The sequence below is a fragment of the Kitasatospora sp. NPDC089509 genome (assembly GCF_044749365.1).
GTDB lineage: Bacteria > Actinomycetota > Actinomycetes > Streptomycetales > Streptomycetaceae > Kitasatospora.
This window is the reverse complement of the sequence record NZ_JBIVHS010000031.1, coordinates 31716-56043: the sequence shown is the minus strand read 5'-3', so window position 1 is coordinate 56043 and position 24328 is coordinate 31716. Positions and strand designations below refer to the sequence as shown.

Annotated in this window: 23 protein-coding genes; 11 read left to right on the top strand and 12 right to left on the bottom strand. The window is 74.3% G+C overall.

All coding sequences use genetic code 11. From position 1 onward, the window contains the following. The first annotated feature begins 129 nt into the window (after window positions 1-129). The 8 genes from ACIP4P_RS39455 to ACIP4P_RS39420 all read left to right on the top strand — a co-directional run bounded on the left by ACIP4P_RS39455 (window position 130) and on the right by ACIP4P_RS39420 (window position 9486). Window positions 130-1878: an LCP family protein gene (locus ACIP4P_RS39455; protein ID WP_400927600.1), complete on the top strand. Its 1749-nt coding sequence runs from the start codon at window positions 130-132 to the stop codon at window positions 1876-1878. A gap of 97 nt (window positions 1879-1975) precedes the next feature. After that, entirely contained in the window at window positions 1976-2425 is a 450-nt protein-coding gene (locus tag ACIP4P_RS39450; protein WP_400927597.1) for an SRPBCC domain-containing protein, read from the top strand. 197 nt (window positions 2426-2622) lie between these two features. Then, window positions 2623-3423, top strand: coding sequence for a VOC family protein (locus ACIP4P_RS39445; RefSeq protein WP_400927594.1), 801 nt, complete (start codon window positions 2623-2625; stop codon window positions 3421-3423). Window positions 3424-3524: 101 nt separating this feature from the next. Continuing rightward, window positions 3525-4274 carry an HAD family hydrolase gene (locus ACIP4P_RS39440; protein WP_400927591.1) on the top strand — a complete coding sequence of 250 codons (750 nt, stop codon included), beginning with the start codon at window positions 3525-3527 and terminating at the stop codon, window positions 4272-4274. After that, window positions 4271-6676 (top strand): glycoside hydrolase family 65 protein, encoded by a 2406-nt coding sequence (locus ACIP4P_RS39435; RefSeq protein ID WP_400927588.1) that lies wholly within the window; start codon window positions 4271-4273, stop codon window positions 6674-6676. The genes ACIP4P_RS39440 and ACIP4P_RS39435 overlap by 4 nt, the downstream gene beginning before the upstream one ends. A gap of 155 nt (window positions 6677-6831) precedes the next feature. Then, window positions 6832-8544: a pyruvate dehydrogenase gene (locus tag ACIP4P_RS39430; RefSeq protein WP_400927751.1), complete on the top strand. Its 1713-nt coding sequence runs from the start codon at window positions 6832-6834 to the stop codon at window positions 8542-8544. Between the two features lie 73 nt (window positions 8545-8617). After that, on the top strand, window positions 8618-9250 hold the full coding sequence (locus ACIP4P_RS39425) for an XRE family transcriptional regulator (protein ID WP_350513546.1): 633 nt from the start codon (window positions 8618-8620) through the stop codon (window positions 9248-9250). Between the two features lie 32 nt (window positions 9251-9282). Beyond that, on the top strand, window positions 9283-9486 hold the full coding sequence (locus ACIP4P_RS39420) for a DUF6126 family protein (RefSeq protein WP_400927585.1): 204 nt from the start codon (window positions 9283-9285) through the stop codon (window positions 9484-9486). A 169-nt stretch (window positions 9487-9655) separates the two neighbouring features. Here the strand turns inward: ACIP4P_RS39420 and ACIP4P_RS39415 are convergent, their stop codons facing one another. Next, window positions 9656-11122, bottom strand: coding sequence for a PLP-dependent aminotransferase family protein (locus tag ACIP4P_RS39415; RefSeq protein ID WP_400927583.1), 1467 nt, complete (start codon window positions 11120-11122; stop codon window positions 9656-9658). Window positions 11123-11282: 160 nt separating this feature from the next. Between ACIP4P_RS39415 and sigJ the strand changes: the two genes are divergently transcribed. Further along, the gene (sigJ, locus tag ACIP4P_RS39410; protein ID WP_400927580.1) at window positions 11283-12197 is read left to right on the top strand and encodes an RNA polymerase sigma factor SigJ; all 915 of its coding nucleotides are present in this window, start codon (window positions 11283-11285) and stop codon (window positions 12195-12197) included. A gap of 65 nt (window positions 12198-12262) precedes the next feature. Here sigJ and ACIP4P_RS39405 read toward each other — a convergent pair whose 3' ends face one another. The 3 genes from ACIP4P_RS39405 to ACIP4P_RS39395 all read right to left on the bottom strand — a co-directional run bounded on the left by ACIP4P_RS39405 (window position 12263) and on the right by ACIP4P_RS39395 (window position 14440). Next, window positions 12263-13183, bottom strand: a complete 921-nt coding sequence (locus ACIP4P_RS39405) for an undecaprenyl-diphosphate phosphatase (protein WP_350513549.1) — start codon at window positions 13181-13183, stop codon at window positions 12263-12265. A gap of 110 nt (window positions 13184-13293) precedes the next feature. Beyond that, window positions 13294-13572, bottom strand: a complete 279-nt coding sequence (locus tag ACIP4P_RS39400; protein ID WP_400927576.1) for a hypothetical protein — start codon at window positions 13570-13572, stop codon at window positions 13294-13296. Between the two features lie 88 nt (window positions 13573-13660). Beyond that, the gene (locus tag ACIP4P_RS39395; RefSeq protein ID WP_400927573.1) at window positions 13661-14440 is read right to left on the bottom strand and encodes an NRDE family protein; all 780 of its coding nucleotides are present in this window, start codon (window positions 14438-14440) and stop codon (window positions 13661-13663) included. 150 nt (window positions 14441-14590) lie between these two features. Here ACIP4P_RS39395 and ACIP4P_RS39390 point away from each other — a divergent pair, with 150 nt between their 5' ends. Both ACIP4P_RS39390 and ACIP4P_RS39385 read left to right on the top strand, forming a co-directional pair. Next, on the top strand, window positions 14591-15088 hold the full coding sequence (locus ACIP4P_RS39390) for a carboxymuconolactone decarboxylase family protein (RefSeq protein WP_400927570.1): 498 nt from the start codon (window positions 14591-14593) through the stop codon (window positions 15086-15088). A gap of 8 nt (window positions 15089-15096) precedes the next feature. After that, window positions 15097-15915, top strand: coding sequence for an isocitrate lyase/phosphoenolpyruvate mutase family protein (locus ACIP4P_RS39385; protein WP_400927567.1), 819 nt, complete (start codon window positions 15097-15099; stop codon window positions 15913-15915). Window positions 15916-16030: 115 nt separating this feature from the next. Here ACIP4P_RS39385 and ACIP4P_RS39380 read toward each other — a convergent pair whose 3' ends face one another. From ACIP4P_RS39380 to ACIP4P_RS39345, 8 genes are all read right to left on the bottom strand, one after another. Then, window positions 16031-16288: a hypothetical protein gene (locus ACIP4P_RS39380; RefSeq protein ID WP_350513554.1), complete on the bottom strand. Its 258-nt coding sequence runs from the start codon at window positions 16286-16288 to the stop codon at window positions 16031-16033. Window positions 16289-16339: 51 nt separating this feature from the next. Continuing rightward, window positions 16340-17512, bottom strand: a complete 1173-nt coding sequence (locus ACIP4P_RS39375; protein WP_400927564.1) for a cytochrome P450 — start codon at window positions 17510-17512, stop codon at window positions 16340-16342. Next, a complete protein-coding gene (locus ACIP4P_RS39370) occupies window positions 17476-19131 on the bottom strand; it encodes a cytochrome P450 (protein WP_400927561.1) in 1656 nt (551 codons plus the stop codon). Before ACIP4P_RS39370 ends, ACIP4P_RS39375 begins: the two co-directional genes overlap by 37 nt. After that, entirely contained in the window at window positions 19128-19754 is a 627-nt protein-coding gene (locus ACIP4P_RS39365) for a GTP-binding protein (RefSeq protein WP_400927558.1), read from the bottom strand. Before ACIP4P_RS39365 ends, ACIP4P_RS39370 begins: the two co-directional genes overlap by 4 nt. Next, window positions 19732-20079: a DUF742 domain-containing protein gene (locus ACIP4P_RS39360; protein ID WP_400927555.1), complete on the bottom strand. Its 348-nt coding sequence runs from the start codon at window positions 20077-20079 to the stop codon at window positions 19732-19734. The genes ACIP4P_RS39365 and ACIP4P_RS39360 overlap by 23 nt, the downstream gene beginning before the upstream one ends. Continuing rightward, the gene (locus ACIP4P_RS39355) at window positions 20076-20489 is read right to left on the bottom strand and encodes a roadblock/LC7 domain-containing protein (RefSeq protein WP_030289775.1); all 414 of its coding nucleotides are present in this window, start codon (window positions 20487-20489) and stop codon (window positions 20076-20078) included. The genes ACIP4P_RS39360 and ACIP4P_RS39355 overlap by 4 nt, the downstream gene beginning before the upstream one ends. A gap of 63 nt (window positions 20490-20552) precedes the next feature. Further along, window positions 20553-21851: a sensor histidine kinase gene (locus tag ACIP4P_RS39350; RefSeq protein ID WP_400927748.1), complete on the bottom strand. Its 1299-nt coding sequence runs from the start codon at window positions 21849-21851 to the stop codon at window positions 20553-20555. A 308-nt stretch (window positions 21852-22159) separates the two neighbouring features. Beyond that, entirely contained in the window at window positions 22160-24325 is a 2166-nt protein-coding gene (locus tag ACIP4P_RS39345; RefSeq protein ID WP_400927551.1) for a SpoIIE family protein phosphatase, read from the bottom strand. Window positions 24326-24328 lie beyond the last annotated feature (3 nt).

Genomic DNA, 24328 nt, shown 5'->3' with positions numbered 1-24328 from the left:
CCGCGATAGTCGGTCCGTACCGACCTTCGTACGTACAACCTGGGAACGGCTCGGCCCGTCTCCCTGTGTGCGGTGCGCCAGATCGTCCGGGGCGTCGCTTCCGTCGGTGAGTCGGTGAAAGGTACGCGCATGGCAGGTCGCAGGGGCGAGAGCCCGGCTCGGGACGAGGGCGCGCCCGAGGCACTCCCGGCGGAGGAGAAGGCGGGCGGCGTGCCCGCCCCGCGCTCCGGAGGCCGGGCCGAGGCCCGCCGCGCGGCCCAGGGCAAGGGCGGCGGTGGCGGCGCGGGCAAGGACGGGGGCGGCGGCGGACGGGCGGCGGCGCGGCGCAGCGCCAAGCCCAAGAAGAACGTCAAGAAGATCGTCGCCTGGTCGGCGGCCGGGGTGCTGGTGCTGATCGCGGGCACCGGCGGCGCGATCTACTACAAGCTGAACGCCAACATCAAGTCCTTCGACGCCGACGCGATAGCCACCGACCGCCCGCCCGAGGCCAAGGCCGACGCGGACGGCAACAAGCCGGTGAACATCCTGCTGATCGGCTCCGACAGCCGGGGCGGCAACAACTCCGACCTCGGCGGCGGCGAGGACGGCGGCGCCCGCTCGGACACCACGATCCTGCTGCACGTCTACGCCGACCACAAGCACGCCGTCGGCATCTCGATCCCGCGCAACGCGATCGTGCCGGTACCGTCCTGCAAGCTGCCCAACGGCAAGTGGACCAAGGGCGGCAACGACCTGTTCAACGCCGCGTTCTCGGTCGGCGGCAGCGACGGCGGCAACCCCGCCTGCACCCAGAACACCATCGAGAAGGTCACCGGCATCCGGATCGACCACACCATGGTGGTCGACTTCAACGGCTTCTCCGCGATGACCAAGGCCGTCAACGGCGTGGACATCTGCCTGCCGAAGCCGATCTACGAGGGGGACATCAACCCCAACCTGCACAAGAAGGGCAACCTGGTCCTCCCGCAGGGCAAGCAGACCGTGCAGGGCCAGCAGGCGCTCGACTACGTGCGCCTGCGGCACGGCATCGGCGACGGCTCCGACATCGGCCGGATGAAGCGCCAGCAGGCCTTCATGAGCTCGCTCGCCACCAAGATGAAGAAGGACGGGCTGAGCCCGACCACCCTGCTGCCGCTGGCCGACGCGGCCACCAAGTCGCTGACCGTCGACCCCGGGCTGGACTCCGCCGACAAGCTGCTCTCCTTCGGCCTGTCGCTCAAGAACATCGACATGCACGACCTCAAGTTCGTGACGGCCCCCTGGCGCTACCGCACCCAGGACGCCAACATCGACCTGGTCCAGCCGGACGCCAACAAGCTCTGGGAGACCCTCAAGGCCGACCAGACCATCGACGGCCAGAACGCCACCGGCCAGCAGCCGGACGCCGCCGCCACCCCCTCCTCCGGGCAGCCGGCCGCGCCCAGCACGCCCGCCGCCCCGGCCGCGGACCCGGCCAACGCCTCGATCAGGGTCTCGGTCTACAACGGCACCCTCGCCAACGGCCTGGCCGGCAAGGCCACCGAGCAGCTGAAGGGCGCCAAGTACGCGGCCACCACGGCCGGTCAGGCGGCCAGCACCAAGTACAAGACCACCACGATCGAGTACGGCACCGGGCAGAAGGCGAACGCCGAGAAGCTCGCCGCGCTGTTCCCGGGTGCGAGCGTCGAGGCCGGCAGCGGCAAGGGCATCAACGTGATCGTCGGCCAGGACTTCGCCGCGGCCAACGGCATGGGAGCGGCCACGCCGAGCACCGGCGGCAGCACGGCCACCGGCGGCACCCCAGGTGCCCCGCAGCCGCTGCCCACCACCGTCACCAACGACGCCCGCTCCGCGGACGACGACATCTGCGCGAACACCACCTACGGCAGCGGCGGCTGACCGCACCCGCAGTGAGCGGCACGACCCCGGGGCGCGTACGTCCCGGGGTCGTGCCATGGTGGGCCGTGGAGGGACCGGTCACCGAAAGGCGGACCCCATGCCCGAGATCGCCCTGCAGTTCGACATCGCCGCACCCCGCGACGTCGTCCTCGCCGCGCTCAACACCCACGACGGGCTGACCGGCTGGTGGACCACCGCCGTGGACCGCGAGGGCGACGTGCTGCTCTTCGACTTCCCCGGCGTCCCCGAGCCGTTCCGGCTGCGCCGCGAGCGGGCCGACCGGGACCGGGTGCTCTGGGCCAACGCCGGGGCCTTCCCGCCGCACTGGGCCGGCACCTGGATCAGCTGGGACCTCGACGACCAGCCGGAGGCGCCCGAGCGCACCCGGCTGCTGTTCCGGCACGGCGGCTGGCAGCCCGGCAGCGAGGCGGGCGTCCCGATGGTGGCCGGCACCTGGGCCGAACTGCTGGTCCGGCTCAAGGACTACGCGCAGAGCGGCAAGGCGCAGCCCTACTTCGTCACCGCGCTGCGCCACGACGAGCAGTGACCGCCGCCTCCCGGTGAGCGGCGCCCGCCCTCGCCCGCCAGGGCGCCGTCCGGTGGCGGGAACGCGGCGGCGGGCCGAAGGTGGGCGGTGTACCTCCGTCGTACGGCCGCCCGCGCGGACGGCCGCACCGGTCGGACCGGCCCCCGCGCCCGCCCGACGACCACTGCCGGCCACCACCGCCTCCGGGAGGCCCAGCAATGCCCGTAGTGACCGAACCGTACAAGCCCGGCACCCCGTGCTGGGTCGACCTGATGGCGAGCGACCAGCAGGCCGCGCTCGACTTCTACCGCGACCTGTTCGGCTGGCAGGGCGAGGTCGGCCCGGCCGAGTTCGGCGGTTACGCCGTGTGCACCCTCAACGGCCGCCCGGTCGCCGGGATCATGACGCAGTCGGCGCCCGAGGGCCAGCCGCTGCCTCCGGTCTCCTGGACCACCTACCTGGCCTCGGACGACGCCGACGCCGCCAGGACCGCCATCGCCGACGCGGGCGGCACCGTCTTCCACGACCCGATGGACGTCGGCACGATCGGCCGGATGATGGTCGCCGCCGACCCGACCGGCGCGGTGTTCGGCGTCTGGCAGGCGATGGACTTCATCGGCGCGGGCGTGGTCAACGAGCCCGGCGCGCTGGTCTGGAACGAGCTCAACACCGCCGACACCGGGGCGGCCGGTGGCTTCTACCAGCCGGCCCTCGGCCTGCGCCCGGCCACCATCCAGGGCATGGACGGCTACTACTCGCTGAACGTCGGCGAGCGCACGGTGGGCGGGATGCAGGGGATCCCCAAGTACCTGGCGCCCGGCACCCCCTCGCACTGGATGACGTACTTCCTGGTGGACGACGCCGACTCGGTGGTGGACGCCCTGGTCAAGGCCGGCGGCTCGGTGATCCAGCCGCCCTTCGACATGCAGGCCGGCCGGATGGCCGTGGTCAACGACCCGCAGGGCGCGGTCTTCGCGGTGATCCAGTCGCCCGAGGCGCAGATGCCCGACTCGCCCTGAGCCCGCGCGTCGTCCCGCGCCGGCGACCGGAAGCCGCCCTTCCCGCGACGCGCCGCCGGGAATGGGCGGCATCCCCCGCGTTCCCGGGGCAGACTGCACCCATGCTGGGGCTACCGGACGACATCCGCGCTTTCCTCTTCGACCTCGACGGAGTGCTCACCCAGACCGCGACCGTGCACGCCGCGGCCTGGAAGGACACCTTCGACGCCTTCCTGCGCGCCGAAGCCGCCCGCACCGGCGGGCAGTTCACCCCGTTCGACGCCGTCACCGACTACGACGCCTACGTGGACGGCCGCCCGCGCCTGGACGGCACCCGGTCCTTCCTGCGCAGCCGGGGCATCGACCTGCCCGAGGGCACCGAGGACGACCCGCCGAACGCCCGTACCGTGCAGGGCATCAGCCGGGCCAAGAACGACACCGTGCTGCGGCTGATCCGCGAGCAGGGGGTGCGGCCGTACGAGGGCTCGGTCGCCTACGTGCACCGGCTGCGCGCGCTCGGACTGCCCGGTGCGGTGGTCTCCTCCAGCGCCAACTGCCGGGACGTGCTGCGCTCGGCGGGCATCCTGGACCTCTTCGAGGTGATCGTGGACGGCGTGGTCGCCAAGCAGCAGGCGCTGCCCGGCAAGCCCGCCCCGGACACCTACCTGTACGCGGCCCGCGCGCTGGGCGTCGAACCCGCGCACGCCGCCGTCTTCGAGGACGCGCTCGCCGGGGTCGCCTCCGGCCGGGCCGGCGGCTTCGGCGCGGTGGTCGGGGTCAACCGCACCGGGCAGGCCGCCGAACTGCGCCGCGACGGCGCCACCGTGGTCGTCGACGACCTCGCCGAGCTGCTGGGGGATGACACCGCATGAGTCCCGCCGACAACTTCACCATCGACCCCTGGCAGATCACCGAGCACGGCGTCGACCCGTCCTCGATGGCCCGCGCCGAGTCCGTCCTCGCGCTCTCCAACGGCCACATCGGCCTGCGCGCCAACCTGGACGAGGGCGAGCCGCACGGCCTGCCCGGCACCTACCTCAACGGCGTCTTCGAACTGCGCCCGCTGCCCTATGGCGAGGGCGGCTACGGCTACCCGGAGTCCAGCCAGAGCGTCATCAACGTCACCAACGGCAAGATCATCCGACTGCTGGTGGACGACGAGCCCTTCGACCTGCGCTACGGCGAACTCGTCAGCCACACCCGGTGGTTGGACTTCCGCGAGGGCCTGCTGCACCGCGAGTGCGAATGGACCTCGCCGGCCGGGCGGACCATCCGGGTGCGCTCCTCCCGGCTGGTCTCGCTCACCCAACGCGCCATCGCCGCCGTCGAGTACAGCGTCGAGGCGGTGGACGGGCCGGTGCGGATCGTGCTCCAGTCCGAACTGGTCGCCAACGAGCAGCTGCCCGGCGGCCCCGAGGGCGACCCGCGGGCCGCCGCCGTCCTGGAGGCGCCGCTGCAGCCTGAGGCGCACCACGCCACCGGCACCAAGGCCGTCCTGGTGCACCGCACCCGGTTCAGCGGCATCCGGGTCGCCGCCGGGATGGACCACGTCATCGAGGGGCCGGACCGGCTCGACACCGTCGCCGAGGCCGAGGCCGACCACTGCCGGATCAGCGTCACCACCGTGCTGGAACCCCAGGAGCGGCTGCGGCTGATCAAGTTCATGTCCTACGGCTGGTCCGGCACCCGCTCGCTGCCCGCCGTCCGGGACCAGGTCGAGGCCGCGCTGAACGCCGCCCGGTACACCGGCTGGGACGGCCTGGTCGCCGAACAGGCCGACTACCTCAAGGAGTTCTGGGAGACCAGCGACATCGAGATCGAGGGCGACGTCGAACTCCAGCAGGCCGTCCGGTTCGCCGTCTTCCACGTCCTCCAGGCGGGCGCCCGCAGCGAGGAACGCGCCATCCCCGCCAAGGGGTTGACCGGTCCCGGCTACGACGGCCACAGCTTCTGGGACACCGAGACCTTCGTCCTGCCGGTGCTCACCTACTGCCTGCCCAGCGCCGTCAACCAGGCCCTGCGCTGGCGGCACACCACCCTCCCGCTCGCCCGCGAGCGGGCCACCCAACTCGGCCTGGCCGGAGCGGTGTTCCCCTGGCGCACGATCCGCGGCGAGGAGTGCTCCGGGTACTGGCCGGCCGGCACCGCGGCCTTCCACATCGGCGCCGACATCGCCACCGCCGTCGCCCGCTACGTCCGGGCCACCGGCGACGAGGAGTTCGAGCGCGAGTACGGCCTCGAACTGCTGGTGGAGACCGCCCGGATGTGGCGCTCGCTCGGCCACCACGACACCGCCGGGAAGTTCCGGATCGAGGGCGTCACCGGCCCCGACGAGTACAGCGCGGTGGCCGACAACAACGTCTACACCAACCTGATGGCCCAGACGAACCTGCGCGCCGCCGCCGAGGCCGCCGTCCGCCACCCGCGGGAGGCCGCCGAACTCGGCGTCGACACCGAGGAGACCGCCGCCTGGCGGGACGCCGCCGCCGCGATGTACATCCCGTACGACGAGGACCTCGGCGTCCACCCGCAGGCCGACGGCTTCACCCACCACCAGGTCTGGGACTTCGAGTCCACCCCGCCGGAGAAGTACCCGCTGCTGCTGCACTACCCGTACTTCGACCTGTACCGCAAGCAGGTCGTCAAGCAGGCCGACCTGGTGCTCGCCATGCAGGTCCGCGGCGACGCCTTCACCGACGAGCAGAAGGCCCGCAACTTCGCCTACTACGAACGGCTCACCGTCCGCGACTCCTCGCTCTCCGCCTGCACCCAGGCCGTGATCGCCGCCGAGGTCGGCCAACTCGACCTCGCCTACGACTACACGGCCGAGGCCGCCCTGATGGACCTCCACGACCTCGGCGGCAACACCCGCGACGGCCTCCACATGGCCTCGCTCGCCGGGGCCTGCATCGCCCTGGTGGCCGGCTTCGGCGGACTGCGCGACCACGGCGAGACGCTGGACTTCCGGCCCCGACTGCCCTCCGGGCTGATGCGGTTGAGCTTCTCGCTGCTGGTCCGCGGGCAGCTGCTGGGCGTCACGATCAGCCACGACTCCACCACCTACACGCTGCGCCGGGGCGAGGTGATCCACCTGCGGCACGACGGCGGGACGGTCCAGGTCAAGGCCGGTTCCCCGGTCACCCTGCCGACCACCGTCCCGCCCGCGCAGGAGCGCTGCGCCCAGCCGCCGGGCCGCGAACCTGCCCGCCGCCAGCCCCAGGCCGGCCTGGTGGCCGGCAAGCTCGGCCAGCAGGACCACCTGGCCGCCGAGTAGCCCCGCCCGCGCGGGGCCGCCCCCGGCCCCGCGCGCCACCACATCCCGCTCACCCGTTCGACCCGCCCCGTGTGCGCCCGACCCCGCCCTGTCCGAGGCTGCAGGGGACCCGTGCCGAGCGAAGGGAAGCGCCCGTGGCGACCGTGGCCGAACAGATGGTGGAGGTGCTCCGGCAGGCCGGGGTGGAGCGGGTGTACGGCGTCGTCGGGGACAGCCTCAACCCCGTCGTCGACGCGATCCGCCGGGCGGACGGCATCCAGTGGGTGCACGTGCGCAACGAGGAGGCCGGTGCCTTCGCGGCCGCCGCCGAGGCCGAGCTCAGCGGCCGGCTCGCGGTCTGCGCCGGCTCCTGCGGCCCCGGCAACACCCACCTCATCCAGGGCCTGTACGACGCCCAGCGCAGCGGCCTGCCCGTGCTCGCCCTCGCCTCGCACATCCCGTCCGGCCAGATCGGCACCGACTTCTTCCAGGAGACCCACCCCGAGCGGGTGTTCACCGACTGCAGCAGCTGGTGCGAGCTGCTCTCCACCCCCGCCCAGCTGCCCCGGCTGCTGCGGATCGCGATCCAGCACGCGCTCGGCTCGCACGGCGTCTCGGTGCTGGCCTTCCCCGGGGACGTCGCCGCCCTCCCGGCCGCCGGGCCGACCGGCACCAGCCACTTCCTCACCGAGCAGGCCGTCGCCGCGCCGCCCTGGTCGCAGGTGCAGGAGCTGGCCCGGCTGCTGAACGCGGCCCGCCGGGTGGCCCTGTTCTGCGGCGCCGGGGTGCGCGGGGCGCACAGCGAGGTGCTGGCCCTCGCCCAGGCGGTGAACGCGCCGATCGGGCACTCGCTGCGCGGCAAGGAGTGGATCCAGTACGACAACCCGTACGACGTCGGGATGAGCGGGCTGCTCGGCTACGGTGCCTGCCACGAGGCGCTGCACTCGGCCGACCTGGTGCTGCTGCTCGGCACCGACTTCCCGTACGACTCCTTCCTGCCGCAGGCCCGTACCATCCAGGTCGACCACGACGCGACCCGGCTGGGTCGCCGCACCGCCCTGGAGCTGGCCGTGCACGGGGACGTCGCGGCGACCCTGCGGGCGGTCCTGCCGCTGCTGGACGCCAAGCCGGACCGCTCCTTCCTGGACGGCATGCTGCGCAAGCACTGCAAGTCGCTGGAGGACGTCATCGGCGCTTACACCCGGGACATCGACAAGCACCTGCCGATCCACCCGGAGTACGTGGCCTCGGTGCTGGACGACGTGGCCGCCGAGGACGCGGTGTTCACCGTGGACACCGGCATGAACAACGTGTGGGCCGCCCGCTACCTCCAGCCGAACGGCCGCCGCCGGGTGATCGGCTCCTTTCTGCACGGCTCGATGGCGAACGCCCTCCCGCACGCGATCGGTGCCCAACTGGCCTGCCCGGGACGGCAGGTGGTCGCGATGGCGGGGGACGGCGGGATCGGGATGCTGCTCGGCGAACTGCTCACGGTGGTCAAGCACCGGCTGCCGGTGAAGACCGTGGTCTTCAACAACGGGGCCCTCGGCATGATCAAGCTGGAGATGCTGGTCTCCGGCTACCCGGAGTTCGAGATCGACAACGGCGACGTGGACTACGCGGGCATCGCCCGGGCGATGGGCATCCCGGCGAAGCGGGTCACCGAGCCGGCCCGGGTCCGGGAGGTGCTGGCGGAGGCGCTGGAGCGGCCCGGCCCGGCGCTGGTGGACGTGGTCACCGACCCCAACGCGCTGTCCATCCCGCCGCGGATCACCGCCGCCCAGCTGAAGGGCTTCGCCCTGGCGGCCGGGAAGACGGTGCTCTCGGGCGGGGTCGGGCGGATGGTCGACCTGGCGCGCAGCAACCTGCGGAACGTGCCCCGGCCGTGAGCCGGAGCCTCTGCCTCTTTGCCTCTGAGGCAAAATTCTTGCCCGCTGGGCAGGCGGGGTGTCCACTGGTCACATGACCACCAGCTCCACCGGCACCCCCGCCGACGGCGACCAGTCCGACGACCAGGAGGTCGCGGGCCTCGCCGCCCGCCTCCGCGAGCACCGGCTCAGCAGCCGGCTCACCCTGGAGGTCGCGGCGGGCCGGGTCGGTCTCTCCCCAGCCTATCTGTCCCGACTGGAGACCGGACGCCGACAGCCCTCGCTGCCCGTCCTGTTGGGTCTCGCCCGCGCCTACGGCACCTCCGTCTCCGGACTGCTCGGCGAGGCCATGGTCGAACCGGACCCGGTGGTCCGCGGCGGCGCCATAGACCCCGGCCGGGCCGGCGGCTGGGGCTACCGCCGGGCCGGCGCCCCGGGCCGCGCCATGCAGGCCCTGCGGGTGCAGGTCCCGCCGGGCGTCCAGGACTCGGTGGTCCGGGTGCACCCCGGCGAGGAGTGGCTGTACGTGCTGCGCGGGGAGCTGCGGGTCACCCTCGGCGACCGCGTCCACCTGCTCGCCCCCGGCGACTCCGCCCACTACGACTCGCTCACCCCGCACTGCATCGCCGCCGAGTCCGGCTCCGGCGTCGAACTGCTCTTCGTCCACACCCTGCTGCAGAGCCCCGGCGGCGAACTCTGCCTCGGCGGCGGCCCCGCCGCCCACTGACCCGCCGTCAGCACACCCCGGAGGAGATCCCCATGGCCGATCCCACCACCACCGCCGCCGCCGACACCGCGGCCCCCGCCGCCGCCCCCGACACCGCGGCCGGCCCGAAGACCGTCGACGCCGGCAAGTGGGCCAACAAGCGGGTCTACCACCGCCTGGTGATCTACACCGTGGGCTGCCACCTCTTCGCCGGGTTCATCATCCTGCTGTTCGAACTGGGCACCCGCAACAAGTAGTCGCCCGGCCCCTCCCCGTACCGGGCGCCCGCCCCCGCCACCCCCGTCGGGGACGGGCGCCCTCCCCGTGATCCCCTCTCCTCTCTGTTTCCCCGCGTCCCGAAAGGGGCGCGGGGAACTGCGCGAGGCGGAAGGCTCCGGGCCGCACCCGTGCTCCTGTTGCTCGCCCTCAGGCCGTGCGCAGCACCTCGCACAGGGCCGCCAGGGCCGCCGGGAAGGCGTGCTCCGGCGGCGTGCCGTAGCCGATCACCAGCGCGGGGGCGGCGTCCTCGGCGACCGTCGGGTCGACGCGGTGCCAGCCGAGGCTGCCGAGGGCGAGGCCGGCGGCCTCGGCACGGGCGAGCAACTCGGCCTCCGGCGTCGAGCCGGGCGGGAGTTGGAGCACGGCGTGCAGCCCGGCCGCGATGCCGGTGACCTCGACCTGCGGGGCGTGTTCGGCGAGCGCGGCGACCAGCCGGTCGCGGCGGCGCCGGTAGTGCAGCCGGCAGCGCCGTACGTGCCGGTCGTACGTCCCGGAGGTGATCAGTTCGGCCAGCGTCAGCTGGTCGAGCACCGGGGACATGGTGTCGGTCAGCGCCTTCAGCCGGGCGACCGGTTCGACCAGCGCGTCCGGCAGGGCCAGCCAGGCCAGCCGCAGGCCCGGGGCGAGGCTCTTGGCGGCTGTCCCGGCGTACACCACCCGCTCCGGGTCGAGCGCCTGCATCGCTCCCAACGGCTGCCGGTCGTAGCGGAACTCGCCGTCGTAGTCGTCCTCGATCACGTACCGGTCCTGCTCGCGCGCCCACCGCACCGCGGCCGCCCGCCGGTCCGCGGACAGCGGTGCCCCGGTGGGGTACTGGTGGGCGGGGGTGAGCAGGACGGCGCCGCAGCGGGCGTCCAGCCGGTCGACCAGCGCGCCGTCGGAGTCCAGCGGCAGCGGGACCGGGGACAGACCGGCGGCCCGGGCCACCGCGTGCTGCGGCGGCAGCCCGTACCCCTCGACCGCCAGGGCCCGCGCCCCGCGCTCCCGCAGGGCCGCGCAGAGCAGGCCGAAGCCCTGTTGGAAGCCGTTGCAGACGAGCAGGTGGTCCGGGTCGGTGCGGACGCCGCGGACCCGGGCCAGGTAGTGGGTGAGCGCCTCGCGCAGTTCGATCCGGCCCAGCGGGCCGCCGTAGCCGAGCGCCTCGTGCGGGGCGGTGGCCAGGGCGCGGCGGGCCGCGGCGAGCCAGGCGGTGCGGGGGAACAGCGAGAGGTCGGGCCGGCCGGACATCAGGTCGTGCCGGACGGTCGGCCGCACCCGGGCCGGGGCGGCCCGCCCGCCCCGCACCGGCCCGGTCCGCGTCGACTCGCCCTGCGCCCGCCCGTCCCGTACCGGCACGGCCCGCCGGGCGACCGTGGTGCCGGAGCCCTGCCGGGAGCTGAGCCAGCCCTCGGCGGTGAGCTGCCCGTACGCCTCCACCACGGTGTTGCGGGCGATGCCGAGGTCCTCGCCCAGCGCCCGGGAGGACGGCAGCCGGGTGCCGGGGGCCAGCCGCCCGTCCTGGACGGCCTCCCGCAGGGCGTCCTCCAGGGCGGCCCGCAGCCCGGCCCCGGCGGCGCGTCGCTCGGTGAGGTCCAGGTGCAGGTCGCCGCCGAAGGCGGTCCAGGAGCCGTTCACGCGCCCATTCTCGCGTGGCCGGGGGTCACTAGGTGGCGCCGGCGGGCTCCTCGTCGGTCTCGCCGTGCGGTGGTGGCGGAGGTGGTAGTGATCGTGATCTCCTTCGGTTCGGTCAGCATCCGTCACTGATCCGACGGATCCCGACGCGAAGGTGTGACAGATGGGCGAGGAAACCTTTCCAGCGGATCGGCCGGCCGAACTGGCCGAACTGGCCGAGCGGTTCGAGGCCGAGCGGCCCCAACTGCGCTCGGTGGCCTACCGGATGCTCGGATCGCTGGCCGAGGCCGAGGACGCCGTCCAGGAGGCGTGGCTGAGGCTCAGCCGCTCGGACGTCTCCGAGGTGCGCAACCTCGGGGCGTGGCTGACCACCGTGGTCGGCCGGATCTGCCTGGACCAGTTGCGCTCCCGCGCCTCCCGCCGGGAGGACCCGCTGCCCGAGCAGGACGGGCAGGTGCGGCTGCCGGACCCGGTGGTCAGCGGGCTGGCGACGCTGGACCCGGTGCACGAGATCCTGGTCGCGGACTCGGTCGGGATCGCCCTGATGGTGGTGCTGGAGACGCTCTCGCCGGCGGAGCGGGTGGCCTTCGTGCTGCACGACATGTTCGACGTGCCCTTCGACGGCATCGCCGAGGTGCTGGGCCGCACCGCCGCCTCGACCCGCCAACTGGCCAGCCGCGCCCGCCGCCGGGTCCAGGGCGCCACCCCGGCGGCCGACACCGACGACACCCGCAAGCGCGCGGTGGTGGAGGCCTTCCTGGCCGCCGCCCGGGGCGGGGAGTTCGACGCCCTGCTGCTCCTGCTCGACCCGGAGGTGCTGGCCCGCTCCGACGGCGGCACCCTGGTGCCGAGCGTGCTGCGCCGGGGCGCCGCCGACGTCGCCGCCCAGGCGGTCGCCTTCGCCCGGTTCGCCGCCGAGGCCCGCCTGGTCCTGGTCAACGGCTCGCCCGGCGTGGTGTCCTTCGCCGACGGCCGCCCGCTGTCGGTCATGTCCTTCACCATCCACGACGGCCGGATCACCGGCCTGGACATCCTCACCGACCCCACCCGCCTGGCCACCCTGGGCCTCACCGCGTAACCCCCGCGCGAAGCACGACGGGCCGCCCGGCACCCTGCCGGACGGCCCGCAGCGGGTGGAACGGCTCAGATCGACAGGTAGATCGCGCTGCCGACGCCGGCCAGGAAGCAGTAGACGGCGAAGGGGGTGAGGCTGCGGGTCTCGAAGTACTTGGTGAGGAAGCGCACCGAGATGTAGCCGGCCACGAAGGCGGCGACGCTGCCGGCCGCGACAGGGCCGAGGACGCCGGAGTTCTCCGGCTTGAACAGCTCGGGCACCTTCAGTGCCGAGGCGGCCAGGATGACCGGGGTGGCGAGCAGGAAGGAGAACCGGGCGGCGTCCTCGTGGTGGAGGCCGCGCAGGATGCCGGCGCTCATGGTGACGCCGGAGCGGCTGATGCCGGGGAACAGCGCGAGGATCTGGGCGGAGCCGATCCAGGCGCCCTGGACGAAGCTGAGCTTGGTCAGCCGGGCGTCGGAGGCGATCGCCGGGTCCAGACCGGGTTCGTCGACCGGCGGGGCGGCGTGTCCGGCCCGGCGGCGGCCGGTGCCGCCGCGCTTGAGCCGTTCGGCGCCGAGCAGCACCAGGCCGTTCAGGGCGAGGAAGACCGCGGCCGGTACGGGCTTGCCGAGCGCGTGCCGCAGCGCCTTCTCCAGGACCAGGCCGGCGACGCCGACCGGGATGGTGGAGAGGATGAGCAGCCAGGTGAGCCGCTCGTCCCGGGTCTCCACCCGGCGGTGCCGGATCGAGCTGATCAGGCCGCTGACCACCCGGACCCAGTCCCGCCAGAAGAACACCACCAGGGCGAGCGCGGTGGCCAGGTGGAGGGCGACCAGGGCGGCGAGGTAGGACGAGCCGTCGGCGGTCATGTCGAGGTCCTGCTGGATCTTCCCGCCGATCAGGGCCGGGAGCAGGATGCTGTGGCCGAGGCTGGAGACCGGGAAGAGTTCCGTGACGCCCTGCAACAGGCCGACGCCTATCGCCTCCGGGTAGGTCAGGGTGGACATCGCGCACCTTTGCTCTGGGGTGGGGCCGTGGTCGGCGGCCTGCCGATTTCGGTGGCCCCCGCGAAGCTACTACGGGCATGTAGACGCCCGGCAAGCCCGCTGCCAGAAATTCATCGAGCGTATGTCCGGGTGTCACCGGGCCGGCTGTCGGCAGGCCGGGCGTCGGCAGGCCGGGCGTCGGCAGGCCGGGTGTCATCCGTCCCGAACCGCCGGACCAGCAGGTCGTTCACGACACCGTTCACGACACCGTTCACGACTCCGGGCACCCCGCCCGGCACCGCCCGGTGCACGGCGTCGCCGAGCAGCACCCCGGCGGTCGCCGCGAGCGGGGCGCCGCCGAGCAGCAGGGCGACGGTCAGGACGGCGCGCAGCCGGGTCCGGCGGTCCATCGGGGCCTCCAACGGCGAGGGGTCGACGGACGCCCACCCTGCCGCCTCCCGCTGCGTCAGGTTCAAGTCCTTTTCGGGCGGCCCCGGTTCAGACCGCTACCCGCCGCCACCCCGACCCGTCCGCGGGCACCGGCGCGGTCGTGAAGTCGTAGCGCAGCAGCTCCGGGCCGAGTGCCAGCAGGGAGATCGAGGAGGACCCCCAGATCCGCCCGTCGCCGAAGTCGCGGCGCTGGATCAGCGCGGCGTCCCCGTCCAGCGCCAGCCCGTCGCCGGTGACGATCGGCAGCCAGTCGCCCCAGGCCCGTCCGGTCGGTCCGGTGGCGTCGGGCTCCGGTCGGGGCGCGGCGAGGAAGCGGGCCCGGAAGTGGTCGGCGCGGGCGGCCATCAGGTCGCGGATCCGTGCGGAGGCGGTGCGGTTCTCGGCCATCCCCTCCAGCCCGTCGTTGAGCACCACGCTGAGCCCGGTGGGCAGTTCGTGCTCGGTCAGCCGCCCGCCGCCCCAACTGGTCACCCGGGCGCCGTCCGGGCGGACCTGGACGAGGTGGAAGGGGTCGTACGGGCCGAGGTCGAGGTGTCCGATGCCGCCCTCGCGGACGGCGGTGAGCGGCAGTTCGCCGCGGCTGAGCCGGGTGTCGGCGGGGGCGAGCGGGCCGAAGCCGTTGAGCAGGCAGGCGGCGGTGCGCCGGGCGGGGTCGACGGCCAGCCAGGTGCCGCCGGCCGCGAGGTCCAGTCCGCCGAGCAGTTCCGGACGCCCGGGCCAGTGGTGGCCCGGCGGCAGCCAGGCGCGGCCGAGGTACTCGTCCCGGACGGAGAGCAGCAGTACGGGGACCGCCGCCGCCGGCTCGATGCTGATGAAGGCCGTGCACACGGTTCCGTTCCCCCTGACCGGAAGGAGTCCTGTCGAAGATCCCCCGGTGATCCTCGCACGCCTGTTCGCCTACCGGAAGTGGCCCAAGGATCCGGGCGTCGAATGCACCAGGGACGCGGGCCAGTGGGCTCCTAGGCTGGCGACGTGACCATGAACGAGACTGTGAACGAGACCGTGGACAAGACCGTCAACGAGGCCGTGCCGGCCCCCGAGCAGCGCCTGGTGATGCCGAAGCTCGCGCCCGAGTTCTACCAGGCGATGGTCGCCCTGGACCGGGCCTCCCGCCAGGGCCTGGACCCCGTCCTCGCCGAGCTGGTCAAGGTGCACGCCTCGATGATCAACGGCTGCGCCTTCTGCATCGACATGCACGCCGCCGACGCCCGCAAGAACGGCGAGCAGGACCACCGGCTGCTCTCCCTCCCCGCCTGGCGCGAGACCCCCTGGTTCACCGCCCGCGAGCGCGCCGCCCTCGCCCTGACCGAGTCGATCACCCTGCTGACCCAGGGCCACGTGCCGGACGCCGTGTACGCCGAGGCGGCCGCCCACTTCGACCAGGCCGAGCTGGCCCAGCTGATCGCGCTGATCACCGTCATCAACGCCTGGAACCGGATCGGCGTGTCCACCCGCATGAGCCCGGCCGCGAAGTGAGCGGGGCCGTGACGAACCGGCGGACGCAGGGGGAGCGGGCCCGGCTGCTCAAGGAGCTGCACCGTCCGGGCGCGCCGCTGGTGCTGGCGAACGTGTGGGACGCGGCGGGCGCCCGGCTGGTGGCCGGTGCCGGGGCGCGGGCGGTGGCGACGGCCAGTGCCAGCGTGTCCTGGTCGCTGGGCAGCCGGGACGGCGGCGGCGCCGACCGCGAGCAGGTGCTGGCCCGGACCGCCGAGGTGGTCCGCGCGGTCGACCTGCCGGTCACCGCGGACCTGGAGAGCGGCTACGCGGACACCCCGGCCGGGGTCGGCGAGACCGTCACCGCGCTGCTCGCCACCGGTGCGGTCGGGGTGAACCTGGAGGACGCCGCGTACACCCCGGAGCAGGCCGCGGAGCGGATCGCGGCGGCCCGGGCGGCGGCCGACGCGGCGGGCGTCCCGCTCTTCGTCAACGGCCGTACCGACGTCTTCCTGCGCGGCCTGGGCGAGCCGGAGGGCCGGCTGGACGAGGCGGTCCGCCGGCTGCGGGCGTACGTCGAGGCGGGCGCGGACGGTGTGTTCGTCCCCGGCGTCGCCGACCCGGAGACCATCGCCGCGCTGGTCGAGGCCGTCCCGGCCCCGCTGAACGTGCTGGCCGGCCCCGGCGCCCCGACGGTCGCCGAGCTGGCGGCGCTGGGCGTGGCCCGGATCAGCCTGGGCCCGGGTCTGGCCGAGGTGGCCTACGCGGCGGTCCGCCGCGCGGCCGAGGAGGTGTACGCGAGCGGCACGTACACCTCCCTGGACGGCGGGCTGACGTACCCGGAGCTCAACGGGCTGTTCACGGCCTGAGACAGGGCCTCGGCGGCCTGAGGCAGGGCCTCGGGCCGGGCGCGGGAGTCGGTACGGAACGGGCGGCCGGCCGAACGGGGGTCGGTCAGCCGCCCGTTCCGTCCGGGCGTGCGGGTCAGCCGATCTGGCCGCTGAGCCCCGGGTGGGACATCTGGTTGGTGCCGATGGCCTCCACCTCGTCGGCGGTGTGTCCGACCACCGGGAGCTTGCCGGCGGTCTTCAGGGCGAGGTCGGCGGGGGAGAGTTCGAGGCCGTCGGTGAGGCCGCCGGTGGCGTCCGGCGAACTGGCGACCTGGCTGGCGGCGGAGGCCGCCGGGGCGGCGAGGGCGAGGCCCGCCATGGTGAGGGCGGCGAGGGTGGCGAGTTTCTTCATGCCCTGCCGAACGACCCGGGCCGCCCTCAGGTAACCGGGTGACCCGAACCGTCACCCCCGTACGCCGGTGCCCCCGCCGTTCCCGGTCGCCCCGCGGACCGTCACCCGCAGCGTCCGCACGCTGTTGCTCACGAACGAGCGGATCGGCTCCGGCCGTTCGCCCGCCGCCGGGGCGAGCCCCGGGAACCGTCCGAACAGGTGCCGCAGCGCCGTCTCCGCCTCCAGCCGGGCCAGCCCCGAGCCGAGGCAGAAGTGCGGGCCGTGGCCGAAGGACAGGTGCCGGGCGGGCTGCCGGGTCAGGTCGAAGCGGTCGGCGTCCGGGTAGTGCCCGGCGTCGCGTCCGGCCGCCGAGTACGAGGCGAGCAGCGCCTCGCCGCGCCGGATCACCACGTCGCCGACCTCAAGGTCCTCGGTCGCGTAGCGCAGCGGGAACTGGCCGACCGGCGAGTCGTGGCGCAGCGTCTCCTCCACCACCGCCGACCAGGGCTGCGCGCCGTCCAGCACCAGCCGCAGCTGGTCGGGGTGGGCGAACAGGGCCCGGACGGCGTTGGTGATCAGGTTGAGCGTGGTCTCGTGCCCGGCGATCAGCATCAGCAGCAGGGTGCCGACGAGTTCGGCCTCGCTGAGCCGCTGCCGGTCGAGGCCGAGGCCGGCGTCGCGGGCGGCGATCAGGTCGGTGGTCAGGTCGTCGCCCGGCTCGGCCCGCTTGGCCGCCACCACCGAGGCCAGCAGCGCGTTGAGGTCCCGCTGGGCGGCGATCGCCGCCTCCGGGGTGGCCGCGCTGGAGACCAGGGTCTCGGAGAGCGCGTGCAGTTCGTCGTGCTGGTCCGGGGCGAGGCCGAACAGTTCGCCGATGACCTGGATCGGCAGCGGGTAGGCGAAGTGCTCGCGCAGGTCGAACTCGCCCTTCAGCTCGGCTACTTCGGCGACCGCGTCGAGCAGGGCGAGGGTCCGGGCCTCGATGGCGGGCGTCAGTGCGGCGATCCGGCGCGGGGTGAAGGCCTGGCTGAGCAGTCCGCGCAGCCGCTTGTGGTCCTCGCCGTCGGCGGTGACCATGCCGGGCACCGTGACGAAGTTGAGCAGCGGCCAGCCGTGCGGCAGCCGGCCCTCCCGGAAGGTGGTCCACAGCTGGGGGTTCTTGCCGACCCGAGGGTCGGCCAGCAGCGCCTGCAGGGTGTCGTGGTGGGTTATCGCCCAGACCACCACCCCGCCAGGGAGTTCCACCAGGACCGCGGGACCGGCCGCCCGGAGTCGGGCGTTCTCCCCGTGCTGGTCGCGCCCGAAGGGGTCGAGCCGGACGGGTTCGGCCCGGACGGGTTCGGGCCGGATGGGCCCGACGGACCCGGAGTCGACGAGCCCGGAGTCGAGGGGCCCGAGGTGTACGGGCTCGGGTCGGTGGCCGCGGTCGTCGTCGGCGGTGTCCATGCGGGCCTCTCGGGAGCGGGCGGACGGGGCGGGGTGAAGGCGCTGTAGAGCACCGGCAGGGTGACCAGCGCCCGCGACCACGGTGACGGGCGCCAGTTCAACTCACCGGGCGGAACGGCAAGTTGGAGGTCCGGCAGGCGGTGCAGCAGGGTCTCGACGGCGGTCTCGACGATGATCCGGGCCGGGTGCTGGGCCGGGCAGACGTGCTTGCCCGCGCCCCAGGCGAGGTGGGCCCGGTTGCCGCCGAGCGAGCCGTGCGCGGCCGCGGCGGCGCCCTGGGCGGCCGGGTCGGCGTTGGCCGCGGCGAGGCCGAGCACCAGCATGTCGCCGGCGTTGATGTACTGGCCGCCGAGCACGGTGTCGCCGGTGGCCCAGCGGCCGGGGAAGTTCTGGGTCGGCGGGTCGCGCCAGAGCACCTCCTCCAGCGCGTCGGAGACGGTCAGCCGTCCGCCGGTCAGGGTGGCCCGGAAGCGCCGGTCGGTGAGCAGCAGCCGCAGGGTGTTGCCGATCCAGTTGATGCAGGTCTCGTTGCCCGCGACCATCATCACCACCAGGTGGTGCGCCGCCTCCTCGTCGGTCAGCCCGGCCGGGTGGGCGAGCAGCCAGGAGGTGAGGTCGGCGTCGGGCCCGGTGCGGCGGCGGCGGACCAGGTCGGCCAGGGTGGTCTGGAACTCCCCGGCGGCGCGCACCGATTCGGGACCGCTGTCGACGAAGGCGCTGATCAGCTCGATGACCCGGGGCCCGCTGCCGATCGGCAGGCCGACCAGTTGGGTGGAGACCAGCAGCGGCAGCGCGCGGGCGTACTGGCCGATCAGGTCGGCGGTGCCGTCCGGGCCCCAGCTGTCGATCAGGCCGTTGGCGGCGGCCTCGGTGGTCTCGCGCAGCTGCCGGTGGTCGATCTGGGCCAGGGTGTCCGAGACCGCGGTGCGCAGCCGCTGGTGCTCGGCGCCGTCCAGGTTGAGCAGGGTGGGCCGCCAGGCGGTCATCGGCTTCAGCCGGGAGTCGGCGGCCAGCCGGCCCTCGGCGGGCACCCGCCAGTGCCGCGAGTCCTTGGAGAACAGCGCCTCGTTGCGGGTGAGTTCGAGCAGCTCGGGGTAGCCGATGACGAGCCAGGCCTCCACCCCGGGCTCCAGCTCGATCGGCGCGACCGGTCCGTAGCGCTCGCGCAGCCGGGCGTACAGGCCGTGCGGGTCCTCGGCCACCGCCGGCCCGTACAGCGGGGTGAGCGGGACGCCGGTCGGCAGCCCGCCGCCGTGCGGAGTCTGCTCCCCGCCGCCGTACTGGCCGGGTGCGCCGCAGTACGGCACCGGCCCGCCGCCGTACGGACCGGGGGTGCCGTACAGACCAGGGGTGCCGTACGGAGCGCCGCCGTGGGCGATCGGGCAGCCGGGCGCCGGCGGGGGCTCGGGGGCGGTCACGGCTGGAGCTCCAGCAGCGAGCTGCGGTGCAGGTGGTCCACGAAGTCGATCAGCAGGTCGTAGGACTGCCGCCGGTCCCGGGCGTCGCAGTAGAGGATCGGCACCTCCGGCAGCAGGTCCAGCGCCGAGCGCAGCTCCTCCTCCGGGTAACTCGGGGTGTCGGGGAAGCTGTTGACCGCGACCGCGAACGGGATGCCCTGCTCCTCCAACCGGCCGAGCACGTCGAAGCTCTCGTCCGGCCGGCGCAGGTCGACCATCGCGATGGCGCCGAGCGCGCCGCGCGACAGGTCCTCCCAGAGCGGCCAGAACCGCTGCTGCCCGGGCGTGCCGAACAGGTACAGCGCGAGCCGGGAGTTGAGCGTGATCCGGCCGAAGTCCAGCGCGACCGTGGTGGTGGTCTTGCCGCTGTGCCCGGTGAGGTCGTCCACGCCGCTGCTGGCGGCGGTCATGGTCTCCTCGGTGCGCAGCGGGGTGATCTCGCTGAGCGAGCCGACCAGGGTGGTCTTGCCGACCCCGAACGGGCCGGTGACCAGGATCTTCACCGCGCCCTGCACCGAGGACGGCAGGTACTGCGGTCCGGCCGGCCGGGAGGCGGGGGCTTCAGCGGAGTTGGCGGAGGCCAACGAGCACCTCTTCCAGGAGGGTTGTGGGCAGGCGTTCGGCCTGCGGGACGGGCGGGAGCACCTGCACGGCACCGAGGTCCCAGAGGTCGCCGACCAGCACCTTGACGACGCCGAGCGGGAGCCCCAGGTGGGCCGCCACCTCGGCGACGGACAGCAGGCTGTGGCAGAGCCCGAGGATGCGCCGGTGCTCGCGGTTGAGCAGGACGTGCTCGGGCAGGGGCGGGGGGTCCGATAACGCGCTGACCAGGCTCTCGACGGCCAGGTCGGTGCGGGTCGGGCGGCTGCGCCCGCCGGTGATGACGTAGGGCCGGACCGGCCCGTTCACCGGTGCCCCCCCGCCGCGTGGTCGACGCGCGGCGGGCTGGTCAGGTGGGTGCCGATCCGCTCGACCAGGACCTGCATCTGGTAGGCGACCAGCCCGGCGTCGACCGCCTCGCTGGTCACCACGGCCAGGTGGGCGCCGGCCCCGGCGGCGACGATGAACAGGTAGCCGCCGCCGTACTCGATGATGATCTGGCGGGTGGCGCTGCCCGGGCCGCCGAAGCCGGCCGCGACGCCGCGGGCCAGCGACTGCAGCCCGGAGCAGGCGGCGGCGAGCCGTTCGGCGTCCTCACGGGCGATGTCGGCGCTGCGGCCGATCTCCAGACCGTCGTTGGAGACGACCACGGCGTGCTGGACCTGGGGGACGGCGATGATGTCGGCGAGCAGCCAGCCGAGATCGGGGGTGGTGGTCATGGAACTCTCCGGAGCGCTGGGGAAGTCGGGGGAAGTCTGGGGAGAAGACGGGGGCGGGAACGGTCAGTGCGGGCCGGCCGGGGGCTGGGCCTGGGCGCGGGCGGCGTTGCGGCCGCTGGCCGTGCCGGCCTGGAACATCGCCATGAAGGCCTGGGCGTCCAGGGCCGAGCGGTACGGCGGCTCGGGCGGCGGCGGGGCGGCGTGGGCGGGGCGCTTGGCGCGGTCGCGCCGGTGGCTCCGGCGGGGCAGCGGTGGCGGGGCGGCGTCGGCCGCGGCGGGCCGGCCGGTGGGCGGGGGCTCCACCAAGGGGTGTCCGGCGGCCGCGGCGGCGCGCGGGTCGGGGTGGAACGCCGGGTCGTCGGTGAACGGCCGGTCGTCCGTGAACGCCCGGCCGTCGGAGAACGCCGGGTCGTCCGTGAACGCCCGGCCGCCGGTGAACGCCCGGTCGTCCGGCCCGAGTCCGGGGACGGTGGGCGGCAGCGGCTCGGTGAGCAGGGCGTTCGGCAGCAGCACCACGACCCGTACCCCGCCGTACGGCGAGGGCGCCGAGCTGAGGGTGACCCGGAAGCCGTAGCTCTCGGCGAGCCGGCCGACCGCGGCCAGGCCCAACTGCGGCACCTCGCCGAGCCGGGAGACCTCCAGGCTGCTGCCCCCGGCGAGCGCGGCGGCGGCCTTGGCCACGGCCTGCTCCGGCATGCCGACGCCGCCGTCGTCGATCTCGATCACCGCGCCGTTGTGCACCGGCATCAGGGTGACGAACACCTGGGTGCTGGGCGGGGAGTAGCGGGTGGCGTTGTCCAGCAGCTCGGCGATGGCGTGGATCAGCGCCTCGGCGGCCGCGCCGACCACCGCGGTCTCGATCCGGCTGCGCACCACCACCCGCTGGAACGGCAGGATGCGGGACTGGGCGCCGCGCACCACGTCCTCCAGCGAGACCGGCTCCGGCCAGTGCCGGCCGGCCCGGGCGCCGCACAGCACGGCCAGGGTCTGGGCCAGCCGGGCCTGTTGGGCGGCGGCGTGGTCGGCCTTGAGCAGGCCCTCCAGCAGCGCCGGGTCGTCGTGGGTGCGCTCCATCTCGTCGAGCAGGGCCTGCTGGTCGTGGGCCATCACCAGGATCCGGCGGGCGACGCTGAGGAAGGCCCGCTGGGTGGAGGCGGTGTGCTCGTGCTCCTGCTGAACGACGGCCAGCTCGGCGCCGCGGCGGGAGAGTTCGGTGCTCAGCTGGTCCTGGAGCCGGGCGATCTCACCGGCCAGCCGGTCGGCCCGGCCGCGCTGGGTGACGGACACGGCGCGGTACCGCGCGGCGGCCACGAGGGCGAGGACGGCGAGCACGCCGGTAGCCGTTGCGCACCACTGAGTCATCGTCACGCCGCGAATTCTAGGGCGATGATCCTACGAAGGTGTGAACGGATCTCGCCAAGTGACTGGATCTCGTCAATATCGAGTCAATACACCGTCTTTCCGGAGCCGTTCGGACCCGACCCCGTGATCCTGACGGGCCGTCCGGCCGCTTGTCCAGGGTCTTCCGACCCCCGTCGACCTGCCGGGTGGTGGCCGGTTCGCGCCCTGGGATGTGTGGGTCCGGTGTGCACGGTGTTGTTGAACGTGCGACGTTCCGTGGACATGAACGGTGCCGGTGATGCTGGTGGTGCTGCCGGTGCCACCGGGGTTCAGGACGGCGACACCACCCGGTGCAGCAGCAACAGCGCCACGTCGTCCGGCCGGGAGCGGCGTTCGGTCACGTTGAGGGTGAGCAGGTCGGCCAGCCGCTCCAGGGCCGGCGCCGGCCCGATCCGGCCCGGACCGGTCTGCCGGGCCCACAACTCCAGCCCGCCCAGCATCCGCTGCACCGACTCGTCGTAGTCCTCCTCGCGGTCCTCGACCAAGCCGTCGGTGTAGGCCAGCAGTGTCTCGCCGGCCCCCAGCCGACCGGTGGCCAGCGGATACGCCTGCCCCGGGTCCACCCCCAGCGGCGGGCCGCCCGGCAGCTCCAGCTCGACGGCGGTGGCGTCGGCGGCGATCCGCACCGGCGCCGGGTGCCCGGCCCGGGCCGCGGTCAGACCGCCGTCCGCCGGGTCCAGGGTCAGGTAGAGGCAGGTCGCGAACAGCTCGGTGTCCAGCTCGGCCAGCAGCCGACTGGTCCGGGCCAGGGTGGCGGCCGGATCGTGCCCGTCGGTGGCGTACGCCCGCAGACCGCTGCGCAGTTGACCCATCACGGCGGTCGCCTCGGCGTTGTGGCCCTGCACGTCACCGATCACCAGCCCGATCCGGCCGTCCGGCAGCTTCAACAGGTCGTACCAGTCGCCGCCGATCTGCATCCCCTCGGTGCTCGGCAGGTAGCGGGCGGCACTGGCGATCCCCGGCAGCCGGGGCAGCGTGCGCGGCAGCATCGCGCGCTGCAACTCACCGGCCCGGTGGTGGTGGGTGTCGTACAGCCGGGCCCGCTCCAGGGACTGCGCGAGGATCCCGGCGAACGCCGAGTACAGGGTGCGGTCCTCGCGGCTGAAGGCGCGCTCGGCGGCGAAGGTGATCAGGCAGGAGCCGACCTGCCGGCCCGAGGCGACCAGCGGCAGCACCGCCCAGGCGGCCGGGGCCCCCGTGGCCCCCGTTGCCCTCGGCCGGTTGCCGGGCTCGCTGAACAGCGGGGCGGACCGGGCCAACGAGTCCTGCATCACCGGGGCGGAGAGGTCCGCCAGCCGGGTCAGCTCGGCGCGGCGCGGGCCGCCGTACACGGTGTGCGAGACCGGCAGCAGCCGGCCCTCGTCCACCAGGTCGAGCACGATGCTGTCGGCGCCGAGGGCCGGCCGGGCGACGTCGGTCACCGCGGCGGTGACGTCCCGTACGGTCACCGCGCGGGACAGCGCCCGGGTGAGCGACAGCAGCAGGGCGGTCCGGGCCCCGGCCGGATCGGGCCCGGACCCGGCCTCCCGGGCCGGCCGGTGGTCCACGTCCGCGATCAGCCCGGCCATCCGCACCGGACGGCCGTGCACGTCCAGCATCACCTCGCCGGACTCCTCGACCCGCGCCACCCGGCCGCCAGGGCGCAGCATCCGGTAGCCGATCCGGTAGCGGCCGCCGCCGGCCAGCGCCTCCGCCAGGGCGGCCCGGACGTCCAGCAGGTCCTCGGGGTGGACGATCCGCTCCAGCTCCGGGGCGGCCCCGTCCGCGGCGACCGGTCGGCCGGCCAGCGCGAAGGCGGCGGCGTCCCAGTGGCTCTCGCCGGTGACCAGGTCGCGCTCGAAGGCGCCGTGCCCGGCGGCGCGGACCGCCAGCGACAGCAGCGGGTGGGACGGGGCGGGGCCCGGTTCCGTTCGCCGCGGCGGACGGGGCTCCGCGTGGGCCGGGCGGGGCTCGGCGTGGGCCGGGCCGTGGTCCAGCAGGTGGTGCAGCCGGTGAGCGCAGGCCCCGGCGATGGTCTCCAGCACGTCCAGGTCGCGCCCCGGCACGGTGCCCCGGTGCGCCAGCGCGAGGGCCAGCACGCCGATCGGCCGCTCGTCCACCACCAGCGGCAGGGCGACCACGGCGACCATCCCGGTGCCCAGGCCGGCGTTCCGGTTCGGGTAGTCGACGCTGGTGTGCTCGGGACCGAGCAGGTACGGGCGGCGCAGCCGTAGCGCCACCGCGGCGGGCAGCTCACCGGCCGGGTCGACCAGCCCGTAGCGCTCGTGCGCCCAGTCCGGCAGTCCGTGCGAGGCGGTCAGCCGGAGCATCCCGGCCGAGTCCAGCAGGTAGAGCGCGGAACCCTCGCCGGTGATCCAGACCGGCCCCTCGGCGAGCACGGTGCCCAACAGCTCGGCGGCGCTGGAGCAGCCGAGCAGCAGACGCACACAGCGCATCGG

What these genes read in the sequence shown, in the direction of transcription:
- ACIP4P_RS39455 (WP_400927600.1), top strand. Translation starts at nt 130, where the DNA reads ATGGCAGGTCGCAGGGGCGAGAGCCCGGCTCGGGACGAGGGCGCGCCC.
- ACIP4P_RS39450 (WP_400927597.1), top strand. Translation starts at nt 1,976, where the DNA reads ATGCCCGAGATCGCCCTGCAGTTCGACATCGCCGCACCCCGCGACGTC.
- ACIP4P_RS39445 (WP_400927594.1), top strand. Translation starts at nt 2,623, where the DNA reads ATGCCCGTAGTGACCGAACCGTACAAGCCCGGCACCCCGTGCTGGGTC.
- ACIP4P_RS39440 (WP_400927591.1), top strand. Translation starts at nt 3,525, where the DNA reads ATGCTGGGGCTACCGGACGACATCCGCGCTTTCCTCTTCGACCTCGAC.
- ACIP4P_RS39435 (WP_400927588.1), top strand. Translation starts at nt 4,271, where the DNA reads ATGAGTCCCGCCGACAACTTCACCATCGACCCCTGGCAGATCACCGAG.
- ACIP4P_RS39430 (WP_400927751.1), top strand. Translation starts at nt 6,832, where the DNA reads ATGGTGGAGGTGCTCCGGCAGGCCGGGGTGGAGCGGGTGTACGGCGTC.
- ACIP4P_RS39425 (WP_350513546.1), top strand. Translation starts at nt 8,618, where the DNA reads ATGACCACCAGCTCCACCGGCACCCCCGCCGACGGCGACCAGTCCGAC.
- ACIP4P_RS39420 (WP_400927585.1), top strand. Translation starts at nt 9,283, where the DNA reads ATGGCCGATCCCACCACCACCGCCGCCGCCGACACCGCGGCCCCCGCC.
- sigJ (WP_400927580.1), top strand. Translation starts at nt 11,283, where the DNA reads ATGGGCGAGGAAACCTTTCCAGCGGATCGGCCGGCCGAACTGGCCGAA.
- ACIP4P_RS39405 (WP_350513549.1), bottom strand. Translation starts at nt 13,183, where the DNA reads ATGTCCACCCTGACCTACCCGGAGGCGATAGGCGTCGGCCTGTTGCAG.
- ACIP4P_RS39400 (WP_400927576.1), bottom strand. Translation starts at nt 13,572, where the DNA reads ATGGACCGCCGGACCCGGCTGCGCGCCGTCCTGACCGTCGCCCTGCTG.
- ACIP4P_RS39390 (WP_400927570.1), top strand. Translation starts at nt 14,591, where the DNA reads ATGAACGAGACTGTGAACGAGACCGTGGACAAGACCGTCAACGAGGCC.
- ACIP4P_RS39380 (WP_350513554.1), bottom strand. Translation starts at nt 16,288, where the DNA reads ATGAAGAAACTCGCCACCCTCGCCGCCCTCACCATGGCGGGCCTCGCC.
- ACIP4P_RS39355 (WP_030289775.1), bottom strand. Translation starts at nt 20,489, where the DNA reads ATGACCACCACCCCCGATCTCGGCTGGCTGCTCGCCGACATCATCGCC.
- ACIP4P_RS39350 (WP_400927748.1), bottom strand. Translation starts at nt 21,851, where the DNA reads ATGACTCAGTGGTGCGCAACGGCTACCGGCGTGCTCGCCGTCCTCGCC.
- ACIP4P_RS39345 (WP_400927551.1), bottom strand. Translation starts at nt 24,325, where the DNA reads ATGCGCTGTGTGCGTCTGCTGCTCGGCTGCTCCAGCGCCGCCGAGCTG.